This window comes from Caulobacter flavus (assembly GCF_003722335.1).
Lineage (GTDB): Bacteria > Pseudomonadota > Alphaproteobacteria > Caulobacterales > Caulobacteraceae > Caulobacter > Caulobacter flavus.
Genome location: NZ_CP026100.1, coordinates 5,549,799 through 5,565,543, shown reverse-complemented (window position 1 = coordinate 5,565,543; position 15,745 = coordinate 5,549,799). Strand labels below are relative to the sequence as shown.

At 70.0% G+C, this 15,745-nt stretch carries 10 protein-coding genes, 1 tRNA gene and 1 pseudogene; 1 reads left to right on the top strand and 11 read right to left on the bottom strand.

Annotated elements, in window-relative coordinates; translation table 11 throughout:
* Nucleotides 1-20: 20 nt before the first annotated feature.
* The 6 genes and pseudogenes from C1707_RS25380 to C1707_RS26905 form a co-directional block, all read right to left on the bottom strand.
* A tRNA-Cys gene (locus C1707_RS25380) sits at nt 21-94 on the bottom strand.
* A 93-nt stretch (nt 95-187) separates the two neighbouring features.
* Complete coding sequence (locus C1707_RS25375; RefSeq protein ID WP_101714863.1) at nt 188-1,270, bottom strand: flavodoxin family protein; 1,083 nt, start codon at nt 1,268-1,270, stop codon at nt 188-190.
* 54 nt (nt 1,271-1,324) lie between these two features.
* Entirely contained in the window at nt 1,325-2,491 is a 1,167-nt protein-coding gene (locus tag C1707_RS25370; RefSeq protein ID WP_101714862.1) for an MFS transporter, read from the bottom strand.
* Nucleotides 2,488-4,755: a TonB-dependent receptor gene (locus C1707_RS25365; protein WP_101714861.1), complete on the bottom strand. Its 2,268-nt coding sequence runs from the start codon at nt 4,753-4,755 to the stop codon at nt 2,488-2,490. Before C1707_RS25365 ends, C1707_RS25370 begins: the two co-directional genes overlap by 4 nt.
* A gap of 85 nt (nt 4,756-4,840) precedes the next feature.
* On the bottom strand, nt 4,841-5,320 hold the full coding sequence (locus C1707_RS26910; RefSeq protein WP_240633991.1) for a phosphatase PAP2 family protein: 480 nt from the start codon (nt 5,318-5,320) through the stop codon (nt 4,841-4,843).
* Nucleotides 5,321-5,518: 198 nt separating this feature from the next.
* Nucleotides 5,519-6,586, bottom strand: a pseudogene (locus tag C1707_RS26905) (phosphatidylinositol-specific phospholipase C1-like protein); the annotation flags it as partial.
* A gap of 243 nt (nt 6,587-6,829) precedes the next feature.
* Here C1707_RS26905 and C1707_RS25355 point away from each other — a divergent pair.
* Complete coding sequence (locus tag C1707_RS25355) at nt 6,830-9,577, top strand: TonB-dependent receptor (protein WP_101714859.1); 2,748 nt, start codon at nt 6,830-6,832, stop codon at nt 9,575-9,577.
* A 150-nt stretch (nt 9,578-9,727) separates the two neighbouring features.
* On the opposite strand, the gene C1707_RS25350 is transcribed toward C1707_RS25355, so the two are convergent.
* The 5 genes from C1707_RS25350 to C1707_RS25330 all read right to left on the bottom strand — a co-directional run bounded on the left by C1707_RS25350 (nt 9,728) and on the right by C1707_RS25330 (nt 15,738).
* Complete coding sequence (locus tag C1707_RS25350) at nt 9,728-11,086, bottom strand: DUF1501 domain-containing protein (protein WP_101714858.1); 1,359 nt, start codon at nt 11,084-11,086, stop codon at nt 9,728-9,730.
* A 3-nt stretch (nt 11,087-11,089) separates the two neighbouring features.
* A complete protein-coding gene (locus C1707_RS25345) occupies nt 11,090-12,802 on the bottom strand; it encodes a DUF1800 domain-containing protein (protein WP_123170806.1) in 1,713 nt (570 codons plus the stop codon).
* Between the two features lie 74 nt (nt 12,803-12,876).
* Nucleotides 12,877-13,857: a P-type DNA transfer ATPase VirB11 gene (virB11, locus tag C1707_RS25340; RefSeq protein ID WP_101714856.1), complete on the bottom strand. Its 981-nt coding sequence runs from the start codon at nt 13,855-13,857 to the stop codon at nt 12,877-12,879.
* Nucleotide 13,858: 1 nt separating this feature from the next.
* A complete protein-coding gene (locus C1707_RS25335; RefSeq protein WP_101714855.1) occupies nt 13,859-14,992 on the bottom strand; it encodes a TrbI/VirB10 family protein in 1,134 nt (377 codons plus the stop codon).
* A complete protein-coding gene (locus C1707_RS25330; RefSeq protein WP_205686805.1) occupies nt 14,989-15,738 on the bottom strand; it encodes a TrbG/VirB9 family P-type conjugative transfer protein in 750 nt (249 codons plus the stop codon). The genes C1707_RS25335 and C1707_RS25330 overlap by 4 nt, the downstream gene beginning before the upstream one ends.
* Nucleotides 15,739-15,745: the final 7 nt, after the last annotated feature.

Sequence of the window (15,745 nt, the reverse complement as noted above, 5' to 3'; positions counted from 1 at the left end):
GAAGTCGTGAGAAGAGAGGGTGGAGGCCCGGCCCGGAATCGAACCGGGGTAAACGGATTTGCAGTCCGGCGCGTAACCACTCCGCCACCGGGCCACCGGGTCGACACGCTTGCGTCGGCGAAGAGGGGGTCTGGCTATCAGAGGTCGCGCGGGCTCGCAATGCCCAACTTCGCTTTATCCAAAGGGATTACTTCTGGCGCGGCGGCTTCAGCGATCGCCCGGCCATCATCAGGGTTCCGGCATGGTTGGCGTGGGCGGCCTGCGCCAGGGTTCGGGCGGCGTTGCGCACCTCCTCCTGCATGGCCTGGTCGGCGTCGAGCGCCTCGTGGCTGGTGGCGTAGGGCTCCCAGTAGCCGATGTAGCGATCCAGTTCGGCGTTCACTCCGGCAGGGACGAGGTCCATGAACCGCAGCCAGTCCGACAGGCTGCGGCGGACGTTCTCGGCGCCTTCCACATCGCCGTGGACCACGACCGAGAATACCCGGCCCTCCAGGTGCCTGGGATAGTCCCAGCCCGCCAGTTCGACAGCCTTGGCCTCGTCCGCGTGCTTGCCGTGGGTGAGGGTCGGATCGGGATTGCCGCCGTCGGCGCAGACCAGCCGGTCCATCATCAGCTTCAGCGGCGACGAGACCTGATACCAGTTCACAGGCGTGATGATCATGATCCCGTGAGCCTCGACCCATAACGGGTAGATCTCGTTCATCCAGTCGTCGACCTGGCCCAGCGAGTAGTTCGGGTAGCACGAGCATGGCCAGTGGCAGAGCGGGGCGGCGGTCGAGAAGCAGGCCTTGCACGGATGGATCGTCCGGCCGAACTCCGAGGCCAGACGCGACAGGTCGAGGATCTCGACGGCGATGTCGTCGGCCGCGAACACCTCCCTGGCCAGCTCCGCGAGCCGGAAAGACTTCGACATCTCGCCGGGGCAGGTGTGTTCGCTGCGCGACGAGGCGTTGACGATCAGCACGCGGCAGGGGCCTTCCGGGTCGTCGTGACGGACCTGGGCCGCTTCGATGTCGGCCTTGGCGCGCAGCCAGTCGACGGCCAGGTCGTAGCCGGGATCGTGATAGCCCGCGCCGGCCTTCTGGGTGTGAGGCGCCTTTCGGGAGTTGTCGTAGGCGTCCCAGGCCGCGTCGGCGATGCGCGACAGCTCGGCCTGCAGGGGCTCGAAAGCCGGGTCGACATAGCGGGCCAGGAACCTTCGCCGGAACGTCGCCTCGTCGAGCCTGGGGCTTGGCATGCCTTTTCTGGGCTCGGGCGTCGGCTTGGTCATCGCGGCTCCTGGCCGACGGGTTGCGACGCGCCGGACGGTGAGCCAACGGGGCCGCTAAGCGCGCGGTTCCTTGCGCCGGGTCAGGTGCAGGCCCAGGATCAGGGCCAGGGTGACGGCCGCCAGGGCGCCAGCCAGCCAGACGGCCGGGCGCACGTCGTGTTCGCCGACGATCAGGGCGGCCAGCAGCGGTCCCACCGCGCAGCCCAGCAGGCTGGCTCCGGGTCCGAGCAGGGCCGCGCGCCGGCTGGGGTCGGCCTCGATGGCCAGCGGCGTCAGGAACGGCGAGGCGAACAGCCAGGCGAAGCCGAACAGGCCCGATGCGGCGAGGAAGGCCGGGGCGGGCGGCAGGGTTGCGAACACCGCCAGGCAGGCGGCGGTCGCCAGGACGCCCAGAGTCAGCGACAGGAACCATGACAACCGTCCCGCCAGCGCCGTGGCCGCCGCGCCGCCCGCGACCTGGGCCGCCAGCGAGATCGAGAAGGCCAGGCCCGCCGTGGTCGCCGGGTGTCCGGCCTGTCGTGACAGCGGCTCGGCGTAGATCCACAGCGCCAGGATGAAGGCCTGGAAGCAGAACACGGCCAGCAGCGCGACCCAGCCGCGTGGGCTGGGCAGGCCTTTCGGAGCGTCTTCCGTATGGGGCAGGGCGGTCCAGGCGCGCGGGATCAGGGCGCCGGCCAGGGCGGCCGAGGCGGCCAGCGCCGCCAGCGCCGTGAAGCCGCCATTGGGGCCGAACCGACCGATGACGAGGACGGTCAGTCCCGCCACCACGGTCAGCTGGGCCAGGGTCTGGACGGTCAGGTAGATCCCCGACCAGCGGTCGGGCCGCGACGAGCGGACGATCATGCCGGTGACGATCCAGATCAGCGCCCCGGCCGGCAGGCCGGCGGCGGCGCGGGTCAGCACCAGCAGGCCGTCATGGGCGAAGGTGGAGGCGAGATTCAGCGCCGCCAGGAAGCAGCCGCAGGCCACGGCGGCCGGCCGCAGCCGCCGGGCGCCGAAGACCGGTCCCAGCAACGCCGCGCCGACGCCCATGGCCGCCAGCTCGGCCATGCCGGCCAGGCCGATCTCGGTGGCGGTCAGCCGCCCGGCCGCCTCCAGCCCGCCCAGCAGCAGCGGTCCGACGCCGGGAAACAGCACCCCCACGACGCCGATCCACAGCACCGCCAGGCGCTCGGTCAGGCTGGGCCTCGGGCCGATCCAGCCGCCTTCCGCGCCGCTCAATAGCGGGCCCGCAGATACAGGCCGTAGGTGCGCGGCGGACCCATGCTGAAGACGTCGAAGCCCAGGCCCTCGACGGCGGTGATGTCGAGGATGTTGGTTTCGTCGAAGAGGTTCTTGCCCCACACGCCCAGTTCGTAGCGGCCGCCGTCGAGCTTCCAGCCCAGTTGGCCGTTGACGTAGGCCCGGCCCTTGTCGCTGAGCCGCTCGGTGTTGGCGGTGTCGAAGAAGACCTTGGAGCGGTAGGTGAAGTCCAGCTGGCCGGCGAAGTCGCCGACCGGCAGCGGGTGCTCGTAGCGGACCACGCCGTTGACGCTGGCCTTCGGAGCCGAAGGCAGGCGGTTGCCCGAATAGTCCTGGCCGACCGAGACGAAGTCCTTGTACTCGGCGTTCAGCAGGGCCGCGCCCAGGGTCAGGGACAGGCCGCGCATGGGCCGCGCCTCGATCTCGGCCTCGGCGCCGTAGACCCGGGCGGCCGAGGCGTTGGTGAAGTACTGCACCGACAGGGCCCCGCGCTGGATCACGGTGTAAACCTGCAGGTTCTGGTAGTCGTAGTAGAAGGCCGCCGCGTTCAGGCGCAGGCGGCGGTCGAGGAACTCGCTCTTGGCCCCCACCTCGAAGGCGTCGACGGTCTCGTCGTCATAGGGACCCAGGTCCTCGGGTGCGGTGGTCTGGCCGGTGAAGAAGCCGCCGCTCTTGTAGCCGCGATTGTAGGTCGCATAGAGGTTGGCGTCGTCGGTCAGCGCGTAGCGCAGGCCAAGGCGGCCCGACAGCGACTTGAAGGTCTTGTCGCCGTCGTAGGTGAACAGGGTCACCAGGCCGTAGTCGACGTCGCTGACATAGTGGAAGCTCTTGTCGTCGACCGAATAGCGCAGGCCCGCCGTGAAGGTCAGGCGGTCGGTCAGGTCGTGGTCGACCTGGCCGAAGACGGCCCAGCTGCGGGTCTTCTGGGTCAGCGGCCAGCCGAACACGCCGATGCTGGCGGCCGGATCCATGCCGGTGGGGTTGTCGGGCGTGGGATTGCGCAGGTCGCCCAGCACGTCGTAGCGGCTGTCGTTGGAAAGGTCGTCCTTGGCCCAGTAGAGGCCGGTCACCCAGCGGGTCGGCCCCGTGCCGTTCGACTGCAGCCGGAACTCCTGGCTGGCCGTCTCCTGCAGGGCGATGTAGCGGGCGCTGATCACCTGCAGCGGGTTGGCGTCGGTGTCCTCCCAGTCGTCGCGGGCCGCGCGCTGGTATCCGGTGATCGAATAGAGGGTCATGTCGCCCAGGTCGTAGGAGACGCTGGCGGTCGCCCCGAACAGCTTGACGATGTCCTTGCCCTCGAAGCGGTAGTCGCCCTCGTACAGGTTCTTGCTGGTGTTGGCGTAGCCCAGCACGTTCGTGCACTGGCCCGAGGTGTAGTAGGCCGGCTTGCAGACGGCGTAGCCGAGGCTGGGATCGAAGTCGCCGGCCGCCTCGGGCGTCTGGGCCACCAGCGAGCGGTGGTAGGTCCAGATCGAGCCGCCGCGCGACTGGTTCAGGCTCAGCGACAGGTCGGCGGTCAGCTTGTCGTCGGGCTTGTAGCGAACGGCCAGGCGCGTGGCCCAGCGATTGGCGTCGTTGCCCTTGTTGCCGGTCAGGCGGTTGGTCGTATAGCCGTCGTTCTTGTCGTAGAGGCCGCTGATCCGGAAGGAGAGGGCGTCGCCGGCGATCGGTCCGCCGAAGCCGCCCTGGGCGTTGACCGCGTTGAAGCGGCCGTACTCCACGGCCAGGTCGCCGCCCGGCGTGCTCGACGGCTTGCGGGTGACGACGTTGATCGCCCCGCCGGTGGTGTTGCGGCCGTAGAGTGTGCCCTGCGGGCCGCGCAGCACCTCGACCTGCTCCAGGTCGTAGAAGCCGGCCAACTGGGCCAGCGGCGAGGCGACATACACCCCGTCGACATAGACGCCGACGGCGCTGGCCGTGCCGGGGTTGAAGTCGTTGACGCCGATGCCGCGGATGAACATGCGCGGGTTGGCGGCGTTGTCGTCGGTCTTGATCTGCAGGCCGGGCGCCAGGCCCGACAGCGCCAGCACGTCGCCGACCCGCTGGTTCTGCAGCTGGGCGCCCGTCATGGCGGTGACCGAGACCGGCACCTCCTGCAGGTTCTCGGCCCGCCGCTGGGCGGTGACGACGATCTCGTCCAATGCCACGGGCGCGGCCTGGTCGGCCGTCTGAGCCCAGGATGAGGTCGCCGACGCCATCAAGGCGACAGCCGCGACCCCGGCGAACACTTGCAGTTTGCGCACTACAAATCCCCCCGCATGTCCGTACGAGGAGGATGCTAGCTATAACTATCGTTTTGGCAAGCGGCGTTCGGCGACTTGCGTTTGTCTATTTCGCGTTTGCCCTGGCCAGGACGGCGGCGACCTCGGCGCGGGCCATCTCCAGGTCGAGGCGGAAGGCGGGCGAGCGGTGCTCGGCGGCATAGATCACCGCGCCGGCCTGCAGGCCCGCCTCGGTGGCGCTGACCGTGTGCGAACCGCAGATCCAGCGGCTTTCGGCGTATTCCCGGCCCCGGGCGTAGAGGGCGTCGGCCCGCTCCGGCGCGACCTCGGCCAGGATCATCGCCACGTGCTCGCCATGGGCCGAATGGCCGGACGGATAGTCGGGATTGCCGGTCAGGTGGGCGGTCTTGGCCTCGCAGGTCGGCGCGCCTTCCTTGCCGACATAGGGGCGGCTGGTCCCCCAGAAGGTCTTGGCGACGCCCACCACCGAGCGGTCGTCGCCGGCGCGCTCGAGCAGGGCGGTCAGGACGGGCGCCTCGCTCGGCGTCAGGCGAACGCCGAGGGCCGCGGCGAAATGGTCGTACATGGACCCTGACACGTCCGAGGTGGCCAGCGCCCAGCGCGGCGTGTCCTTCAGCGCGCGGCTGGCGTCGAAGATCGCCGCGTCGGCCAGGGCGCGGGGCGAGCCGGCGGCCGGCGGCGGGGCCAGCACCCGGGTCAGGTCGGGGCGCCGGGCCGGGTCGAGATAGCCCTTGGCCGGAGCGCCGGGCGTCATCTCGATCGCGCCGTCGCAGGCCTTGGGCGCGCGGACGGGATTGCAGGCCGCCGCCTCGCCGCCGGGCAGGCGCACCGTGTAGTTCCCCGGCAGGCGCGGGTCGGCCCACATGTAGTCGGTCGAGACGTACTGGGCGCCGCTGGAGAGCGCCGCGCTGCGCATGGTCATGTCGGCGGCGCGGGCGGCCCAGGTGTCGGCGTCGGCGCGGGTGCGGACGATGAAGCCGGCCTTCACGGCGGCGGCGATGCGGTCCTTCTGGGCGACGGGGTCGTTGAGGGTCAAGTAAGCGGCGGCCGGCGAGGCCTCGTCGGTGTTGACGAACATCGCCCGGCCTTCCAGCGAGGCGCGCTTGCCGCGATAGATAGCGACCTTGGCCGGGTTTTCGTCCAGGGCGAAGAACACCTTGCCGCGCGCGGCCTCCAGCGTCGGCCAGCCGCCGGCCAGCACCGCCTCGCGCAGGGTCGGCTTCTTGCCCTGGACCAGGTCGGGGGTGATCAGGCGGTCGGGGCCGAACACGCTGCGGATCTCGGCGTCCAGCGCGTCGAAGGCCTGCTCGTCGAAGGGCAGGGGCGCAGCGCCCCCCGGCAGGCTGGCCTGGCCCTCCTTGGCGTTCAGCAGGATCAGGATCGGGGCGTGGTCGCGGTGGGCGTCCGACCAGGCGCGGACCTGCGACAGGCATTCGACGAAGGTCACGCACGAGCTGCGGAAGTCGACGTCGGGCATGTGCAGGGTCTTGAAGCCGGGCCTGGCCAGCGCCTGAGCCGTCGCCGGCGGCAGGACCGTTCCGCCGCCCAGGGCGGTGAGCGGCCCGGCGTAGCGGCCGCCTTGCGGGTCGGCGACGACGTCGATCTCCAGCTGGCGGGCGCCGGCGTCGAGCTGCTCGGCCAGTGGCCGGTGGGCGTAGTCGAGCCCCAGCACCGGCCGGCCGCGCGCGGCGACCATGGCCGCCAGCTCCTGCGCCGGGATGGCCTGCTTGTAGGAGTTGTGGGTGCCCACGGCCTGAAGGTCGTTCATCCGCAACGGCGCTTGCGAACCCGCCGCCGCCATCGCCATCGCCGCCGCCAGACCCAGCATCACACGCCCTCCGCAAACCGAAGCGGCCTCTCTAGCGACGGCGCATGACGGTCCGACGTCAGGCGCCCGTGACCATCCTGCGGCTGGTTCGCAACAAATGCGGGGAAAGTCGGGGCCTCGACGCGGGGCTTCATCGAGCCGTTATCAAACTCGTAACACAGGGTCACAATTTCGCCCTAACCGCCCCGCCATCGCGCCGGCGGCCCGCTCTTGGAGGCTTCCGGCGATCCAGTTGCAGGGGGTCTCATGTCCACCACGAAGAAAGCGCTGTCGCTCGGCGCCGCGTCGGCCGTCCTGGCCTTCGCCATGCTTGCCGCTCCGGCTTACGCCGCCGACCTGTCGGCCGACGCGCCGATCGCCACCGCCGATGACGCCGACGCCGTCGAGGCCATCGTCGTCCAGGGCTTCCGCAAGTCGCTGGGCGTGGCCCGCGAGATGAAGCGCGACAGCAGCATCGTCGCCGACGTGATCGTCGCCGAGGACATGGCCAAGTTCCCCGACCTCAACCTCGCCGAGTCGCTGCAGCGCCTGCCGGGCGTGGCCATCAACCGCGAAGCCGGCGAAGGCCGCCGCGTCTCGCTGCGCGGCCTGGGTCCCGACTTCACCCGCGTGCAGCTGAACGGCATGGAAGTGCTGGGCAACGTCGACTCGCCGATGGACAGCCGCGGCCAGACCTCGCGCGACCGCTCGTTCGACTTCAACATCTTCGCCTCGGAGCTGTTCTCGAAGATCGACGTGCGCAAGTCGTTCTCGGCCGAGCAGGACGAAGGCGGCATGGCCGGCACGGTCGGCCTCTACACCGCCAAGCCGTTCGAATATTCGGGCCGCAAGGCCGCGCTGTCGCTGCAGGGCGGCACCAACAGCGCCACCAAGGACTTCCAGCCGCGCGTCGCCGGCATGTTCAGCCAGAACTGGGACGACAAGTTCGGCGTGCTGGTCTCGGTGGCCTACTCCAAGCGCCAGGTCGAGGAACAGGGCTACAACACCTACGGCGCGGGCGTTCAGAAGGCCGTCGCCGCCAACGTCGTCAACCTCAGCGCCGCCGACCGGGCCAAGGCCCTGAACGGCGAGCTGATCTTCCAGCGCGGCAACCGCCTGTCGGTGTGGGGCGCCGACAACGAGCGCCTGGGCGTGACCACCGCCGTGCAATGGCGTCCGGTCGAGAACCTGACCCTCACCCTGGACGGCCTGTACGGCAAGTTCTCCAACGACCGCAGCGAGAACCACCTGGCCACCCGCGCCAGCGTCGGATCGACCATCCTGGGCGCGGCCACCCCGCACTCGGGCGTCACCGCGCCGGCGCCGGTGCTGCGCGCGATCCAGTACGACCAGTACAACACCATCATCTACGCCGACGTCGCCAACACAGTGTTCGCCACCGAGACCCGTCGCCAGGAGACCGAGAACACCTTCAAGCAGCTGGTGCTGACCGGCGAGTGGGCAGTGTCGGACAAGCTGAAGTTCGACGGCCACATCGGCCAGGAGACCTCGGACTACGACATCCCGATCTCGGACAAGTTCTACACCGAGGCGTTCGGCGACCTGATCACCGACTATCGCGGCAAGACCGGCAAGAACACCTACGGCTGGGACACCACTGATCCCAACAACTACCGCGCCCACGAGATCGACTTCTCGGCCACCTACCAGACGACCAAGCTGAAGAACGCCGAGTTCAACGGCTCGTACGCCTTCGACGACAATCTGACCCTGAAGGGCGGCGTGTCGTTCCGCGGCTTCGAGAACTCGGGCTTCACCCAGACCAACGACGACGTGAACAAGACGGCCTGGGAAAGGGGCACGCTCGATGACCGTGTCAACGACTACTACAAGATCTTCCGCGAGCACGACGACCAGGCCTGGCTGATCGTCGACTGGGACAAGGCGCTGGCCAAGTACAACGTCACCCGCACGCTGGGCGCGCCCAAGTCGATCTTCGAGGTGCAGGAAGACACCACCGCCGGCTACCTGCAGCTGGACTGGAAGACCGAAGTGGCCGGCATGGCCCTGCGCGGCAACGTCGGCGCCCGCGCCTACGATACCGAGCTGACCTCGTCGGGCGTCATGGCCGTGCGCGGCGTCAACACCGCCACCACCGTCAAGAAGACCTATTCGGGCGTGCTGCCGGCCTTCAACGCGGTGCTGGAAGTCAGCGACCAGTTCCAGATCCGCGCCGCCGCCGCCCAGAACATCAACCGCCCGTCCCTGGGCGCCTACGCCATGAACGGCTCGATCAGCGTCGACGGCACGACGGTTACCGTGTCGAGCGGCAACCCGAACCTGGAGCCCTACACCTCCGACGAGTTCGACCTGGCGGCCGAATGGTACTTCGGCAGCGTCGGCATGCTGACCGCCGGCGTCTTCCACAAGAAGATCGACAACCTGATCGCCAGCACGACCACCTCGGCGCTCTACTCCGACACCGGCCTGGCCGAAGGCCTGGTGGCCGGCGTCACCGGCTCGACCCCGGTGACCTGGACGCGCTCGATCAACAACGCCGGCGCAACCCTGACCGGCCTGGAGCTGAGCGCCCAGAGCGACTTCTTCTTCCTGCCTGGCCCGCTCAAGAACCTGGGCATGGTCGCCAACCTGACGCTGATCGACTCCGAGACGACCAACAAGATCAACACCAGGGACGTGAAGGGCCAGATGTACGGCCTGTCGGACGTCAACGCCAACGTCACGCTGTACTACGAGACCGCCAAGTGGGGCGGCCGCGTGTCGTCGAACTATCGCTCGGACTACACCGTCGACAGCGGCGGCTTCGAGGCCACGACCTATGTTGACGCCTCGGCCTTCTACCAGGTCTCGCCGCGCATCCGCCTGACGCTGGACGGCGTGAACCTGACCGACGAGCGCGAGGCCCAGTACAACAGCTTCTACGTCTACGACACGGTCAACAAGGTCGAGATCACCGCCCCGGGCGCCCACCGCCTGTGGAACCACACCAAGAGCGGCCGGACGATCTTCTTCGGCGCCAACATCCAGTTCTAAGGCGCTGGATCTAGCTTAGGGGACGCCCCGGGGCCGAAAGGCTCCGGGGCGTTTCTCGTTTCAGGGGCGCCGGTGGTGACGCGCGAGCAGGGGCTGGATCCGCGACAGTTCCCCCAGAGGGGGCGGAGGGCCGGAGGGGGTCTTTTCCTTCTACCCGAACAACGGCACGGGGCCCCGCCCGCCGCCGTTCCAGGTCGCCCAGTTGGGGAAGACGTACGGCATGTCGGCGGCGGCGACGCCGTACCACTGGGCGATGGCGCCGACATATTCCTCGACGGCGATGCTGGGGATCCAGCGGCCGTCGTTGTAGGCGTCCTCGGCCCCGCCGTAGGTGGTGTCGGGATAGCGGCCGTGGACCTTGCCCTTGGCCAGGGCCGCGCCCAGCACCAGGTGGTTGGAGCCCCAGGCGTGGTCGGTGCCGGCGTTGGCGTTGGGTTTGTAGACCCGGCCGAAGTCCGACATCGTGAAGGCGGTGACGTTGCCCGCCACCCCCAGCGCCTTCATGGCGGCGTAGAAGGCCGCCAGCGCCATGGCCAGGTCGGCGTACAGGCTGTTGTGCGAGGCGGCCTGGCCGTTGTGAGTGTCGTAGCCGCCCTGGCTGACGAAGAAGGTCTGCTTGGCGTGGCCCAGGGTGTTGCGGGCCTCGATCATCCGCGCCGCGCGCAGCAGCTGGCGCGAGATCTCGCTGGTCAGGGTCGCGCCGGTGGTCGGGTTCTTGAAGTACTGGTCCACCGTCGAGGTCGTCGACGTGATGATGGCGTTGGCCGTCGCCGCCTGGGCGTAGGCCGACGACATGCCCCGGCCGGTGAAGTCGGTCACGGCCCCGAACGCCGAGGCGTCGGAGAACGCATTCAGCGCCTGCTGGCGGGCGATGACGGCCGCGTCGGTGCTGGCGGCGTTGTAGCCGCTGCGCGAGACGCCGCCGCTGGAGGGCAGGATCAGCGGTGACTTGCGGCTGCCCAGCAGGGCCAGCTGCGCGCCGGCGATCGAGACCAGCGGCGGGATCTCGGCCTGCTCGGCGCGGTCGAGGATGCGGCCCATGAACCCGTCGAGGTTCTTCTCGCGCATGCGCATGCCCTGCCACTCGTTCTGCTGGTCCTCGTGGGACATCAGGTTCAGCGGGCGCAGGTCCGGGCGGCTCTGGTAGATGGTCTTGGTCAGGGGCTGGAACAGCGTGCCGGTGTTGAGCACGACGCTGAGCGCGCCCTCGTCCCAGGCGCTCTTCAGGGGCGCCATGGCCGGGTGCAGGCCGAAGGCCGTGCCGGTGAGCGGCGTCAGCGCGTCCTGCTTGACGGCGATCGACGAGCGCTTGGCGGCGTAGTCGGCGTAACGCTCGTCGTTGGGGATCACCATGTTCCAGGCGTCGTTGCCGCCGAACAGGAAGACGCCGACCATCGCGCGATAGCTGGAGGTGTCGGCGATGGCCGCCGAGACCCCGATCTGGGCGAGGGCGGCGGTGGCGGAGGCGCCGGCGAGCAGCCGGCCGAAATCACGTCGGGAGAGGGTCATGGCTCAGCGATCGACCTGGAAGTGGGGGGACGAGGCGACGATGTAGAGGGCGACCTGCGCCCGCTTGCGCGCCTGGATGGCGGGGTCGGTGTTCTTGACGGCGGCCATGGCCGACGACAGCGCCGCGCGCTGGGCCGAGGTCATGGTCCCGTTGAGGAAGACCAGATCGATGCGCTCGAGCATCTTGGCCTCGTCGGCGGCCAGGGCTTCCCATTGGGCCCATGGCAGTTCGACCGGGACCGAGCCGGCGATGGTCGGCTGGGTCTTGAACTCGGCGCGGGTGGACTCGCCGCCCATGGTCCAGTCCCATGCCAGGTTGTGGCGGGCGACCATGGTGGAGGTGGTCATCAGCTTGCTGGCCGGGCTGAACTCGCCCGAGCCCAGCGGCAGCGGGAAGTCGTACGGATAGAAGTTGAACACCGACGGGGCCCGGAAGGGCATCTGCCCCAGGCCGTTGTCGCGGTAGTAGAAGGCGTAGCCGTCCGACTTCAGGCCCATGCCGCGCGCCAGGCCCGTCAGGAACAGCACCGGCTCCTTGACCTTGCCCGGCGTGGCGGCCGAGCCGCGCGCCTCGGCGTCGACGAGGATGGCCTTGATCACCGCCTTCATGTCGCCGCGCACGCCCGAGCCGTTGTCGGCGAACACGGCCGAGACCCGCGCTACATAGGCCGGCGAGGGATTGGCCAGGGTCAGCTGCTGGATCAGCCGCTTGGAGACGAAGGGCGCGGTGTTGGGGTGGTTGAAGACGGTGTCGACCACCGTGTCGACGTTCTGCTGCTGGGTCGCGCCGGCCGGGATGGTGACGTTCAGGAACGTCTTGGCGCCGGTGTCGAACCGCGCGGCGTTGACGATCATCGGCCGGGTGTAGTCGACCTTGACGTAGTCGCTGATGGCCGCGCCGTCGAGGCGGGCGTAGGTCCACCCCGTCAGCGCCCGGGCCACCTCCTTGACCTCGGCGTTGGAATAGGTGGCGATCACCGCCCCGTCGGCGCCGGTCTTGGGCGTGCCGTCCATGTTCAGCATCACCGTGCCGACCGAGAACAGCTGCATCAGCTCGCGGGCGTAGTTCTCGTTGGGGGCCGACTTGTTGCTGTCGACCATGTCGAGGAAGTTGCCCATGAATGGGTTCAGGGTGACCTCGCGCAGGATGTCCTTGTAGTTGCCGAAGGCGTTGCCCAGCAGGATCTGGTTGAAGGTCGCCAGGCCCGCGGTGGTGTGCACCTCGAGGTCCGAGGCCACCACGATCTGCGACAGGGCGAAGGCCGTGCGCTGGCGCAGCTGGTCGTCCTTGCCCATGGCGTTCGAATAGAACCGCATGGCCATCGGCAGGGCGCCGAAGTTGTCGCGGTTGCAGTTGCTGAGATCCGTACCCGTCAGGCTCTGCGCCGTGCAGTAGTTGGTCGGCACGGCCTTGCCGGCGATGTCGGCGTAGCTGCTGGAGCTCAGCGCCAGCTGCTGGTCGACCCAGGCCGACGCGCTCTTGGCGGCCACGATCTGGTCGATCAGCTCGGGCGTGGGGCCGAAGCTGGCCTGCTTGGCCAGGCGCGAGGCCTCGGCCGCCGAGATGACGACGGGCGCGGGCGGTGTGGTCGGCGTCGTGCCGCCGCCCTGGGGCGCGGACGAGCCGCCGCCTCCGCCGCCTCCACCGCCGCCGCAGGCGCTGAGAAGGAGGGCCAGGCCGATCCCGGCTCCCGAAGCTAGAAGTTTGATACGCATGACGCAGAAGTCCCCGATCACGCCCGCGGAACGGGCGCGCTGAACGCGAAAAACAAGGTGGGTGAAGGCCGGCTCTAGCGGTCTGTGAACACGATCTCCCGGACGGCGCGGACGCCGTCCTGGCGGTGAAGCTGGACGAAGACGTCGACGACGCGCTCGACGTGGTCGACCACGTCCTGACGTCGCAGGTTGGCGCCGGCCTGCAGGGCCATCAGGGCCAGCTGCTCGACGGCGCCGCGCGGATCGTCGGCATGGACCGTGGTCATCGAGCCCGGATGGCCGCTGGAGACGGCGCGCAGGAAGCTGAAGGCCTCGGCCCCGCGCAGCTCGCCCAGGATGATCCGGTCGGGCCTAAGGCGCAGGGAGGCCTGCAGCAGGTCCTCGGCTCCGACCCGGGCCTCGCCCTGCTCGCCGCGCGCGGCCACCAGGCCCACGGCGTTGGGATGGACGAGGCGGATCTCGGGGGCGTCCTCGATCAGCACCAGGCGCTGGTCGAGCGGGACCTCCTTCAGCAGGGCGTTGAGGAAGGTGGTCTTGCCGGTCGAGGTGCCGCCGCTGACGACGATGTTCTTGCCGGCCCGCACCGCCGCCGCCAGGAAGCCGCGAACGTCGCCGGCGTCGAGCCGGGCCCTCAGCGCCGCGTCGGGGCTGGCCGGAGGCGTCGTCGCGCGGTCGAAGGCGCCCGTCGCGGCGTAGTCGTCCAGAGACAGGTCCGAGACCACGTGCTTGCGGATGGCCATGACCACGCCGCCGCGCGTGGCGGGCGGGGCGACGACCTGCACCCGCGCGCCGTCGGGCAGCACGGCCGACAGCAGAGGATGCTCGCGGCTCACCCCCTGATGGGCGATGGCCGCCACCTGGCGCGCCAGGCGCCAGAGATTGGTCTCGTCCAGCTCCGGAACGGCCACGGGCGCGACGGCGCCGCCCAGGCGCTCGACCCACAGCTCGCCGGGCCGGTTGACGTAGAGGTCGGTCACCGCCGGATCGGCCAGCCATGGCGCCAGCGGCGCCAGGTAGGCCTCCAGATAGACCCCCATCGGGGCGTGACTGGTCATGTCACAGGCTCCGCACGCCGGTGAAGTCGAGGTCGCGGGCGACGAAGATCGTCACCGGCGCGCCCTGGGGGGTCTTGATGGTCGGCGAGGTGTTGGCGCCCTTGGCGGCGTTGGCGAGGTTGGCCGCCTCCGACATCGAGCCGATGTAGATCTGCGAATTGGAGCGGCCGTTGCTGACCGCGGCGACGCCGGCGCTGAGCACCGAGGTCAGGATCGAGCCGCCGAAGCGGGTGAAGAAGTCGCGGTCGACCTTGCCCTCCAGGCCGCCCCGGCCCAGCGGGTCGGCGGCCGGCGAGCCGATCTGCACCGACACGCCGTCGGGCCGGATCACCCGGGTCCAGATCACGAAGACGCGGCTGGCGCCCAGGGCCAGGCCCGACTTGTACTGGCCGATGACCCGGCTGCCGCGCGGGATCAGTACGGTGGAGCCGTCGAAGCTCTTGACGTCGCGGACGACCATCGCACGGGCCAGGCCCGGCAGGTCGGAGTTGATCGCCGTCTCCATCACCGCCGGGATCACCGCGCCCTGCGGGATGATCGCGTCGAGGTCCTGCATGGCCGTGGCCTTGGCGGGCGCGGCCTCGTCCAGGCCGACGCGGTCGGCGAAGCGTTCGTCGGGATTGAGGGCGGCGACGCGCGTGGCCTCGCCGGCGGCGGCCGCGGGGCTGCCGGGCGAGGGCTTGGCGGCGGGCTGGCCCCGGTCGCTGAGGTCGACCACCAGGGTCGGCGCGCGGCGACGGCCGGAATCGTCCGCCGGACCGGCGAACACGGCGGCCGGCGGGGGCGGCGCGTAGGCGGGCGCGGGCGGCGGGGGCGGATCGGCCGGAGCGCTGTTGTCGACCGTGAACTGCGGCGCGGGCACGGCGTAGAGCGGGCCCTGCACCTGGGCGAGCCTGGCCACGGGGGCGGGTTGCGCGGCGGCGGGCGGAGCGGCGACGGGCTGGCGCTGGCTCGCGTCGGCGCGATGGCTGGACAGCCAGGCGAAGACGGCGACGCCGAACACGCCGAAGCCGGCCATGATGGCCAGGTTCGACACCCCGCCGGCCTTGCCGACCACGGGGCGGGCCTGGGCGTCGGCGGCGGCCAGGTCATCCTGGACCTGGGGCGTCAGGCGCGGATCGATGTCGTGGGTCATCGGGCCTTCCCCTGGCCTTGGGTCGCGCGCCAGGCGGCGTTGACGACGGTGGCGACGGCCTTGTCGCTGCGCAGCACGAAGCGCGGCGCGATCTGGTCGACGACCAGGTAGCCGTCCTTGACCACGGCGTTGGCCAGGCCCTCGGAGCCGTCGGCGCCGACGACGAAGATCGCCGGCAGCTCGGCCTGCCTGGGCCAGGCGAAATAGGTGGCGCGGCCGTCGTCGAACACCTGGGCCGGCGCCAGGGCGGCCGGGCCCTTGATGGTGTAGGCGGCGTTGCGCGCCGGTTCGGCCGCGACCGGCTTGGCAGGAGGGGCAGCGATCTCGACCGGAACGGCCGGATAGCGGAAGCGCACGACATAGGCCGCGTCGGCCCCGCCGGGCGCCGTCGACAGTTCGAACACGTAGCGGCGGCGGTCGGTGACGACGGTCATGTTGGTGACCGGGGCGCGGTCGACCGGCTTGAGGAACAGCAGGGTGGCGCGCTTGTTGGGCGTCACCTGCCAGCCCAGGGCGTCGCCGATCGAGACGTTCTCGATCCGCTCGTCGGGGGCGAACTCCAGCATGGTCTGGAAGCCCATCACGCCGGCCAGGCGATAAACCTGGTCGGGATCATAGGGCAGGGTGCGGATGCGCGGGTCGGCGGCGACGGCCGGCGTGGCGGCCGTTTGGGCCATGACCGGCGTGGCCAGCAGGCAGGCGAGCGGCATGCAGGCGAACGGCAGGGCCAGAAGCGAACGCTTCATGGGCGGA

Bases quoted from the DNA above. Each gene is read 5' to 3' on its own strand.
- C1707_RS25350 (WP_101714858.1), bottom strand. From the start codon at position 11,086: ATGACCCTCTCCCGACGTGATTTCGGCCGGCTGCTCGCCGGCGCCTCC.
- C1707_RS25330 (WP_205686805.1), bottom strand. From the start codon at position 15,738: ATGAAGCGTTCGCTTCTGGCCCTGCCGTTCGCCTGCATGCCGCTCGCC.
- C1707_RS26910 (WP_240633991.1), bottom strand. From the start codon at position 5,320: ATGTACGACCATTTCGCCGCGGCCCTCGGCGTTCGCCTGACGCCGAGC.
- C1707_RS25355 (WP_101714859.1), top strand. From the start codon at position 6,830: ATGTCCACCACGAAGAAAGCGCTGTCGCTCGGCGCCGCGTCGGCCGTC.
- C1707_RS25345 (WP_123170806.1), bottom strand. From the start codon at position 12,802: ATGCGTATCAAACTTCTAGCTTCGGGAGCCGGGATCGGCCTGGCCCTC.
- virB11 (WP_101714856.1), bottom strand. From the start codon at position 13,857: ATGACCAGTCACGCCCCGATGGGGGTCTATCTGGAGGCCTACCTGGCG.
- C1707_RS25375 (WP_101714863.1), bottom strand. From the start codon at position 1,270: ATGACCAAGCCGACGCCCGAGCCCAGAAAAGGCATGCCAAGCCCCAGG.
- C1707_RS25335 (WP_101714855.1), bottom strand. From the start codon at position 14,992: ATGACCCACGACATCGATCCGCGCCTGACGCCCCAGGTCCAGGATGAC.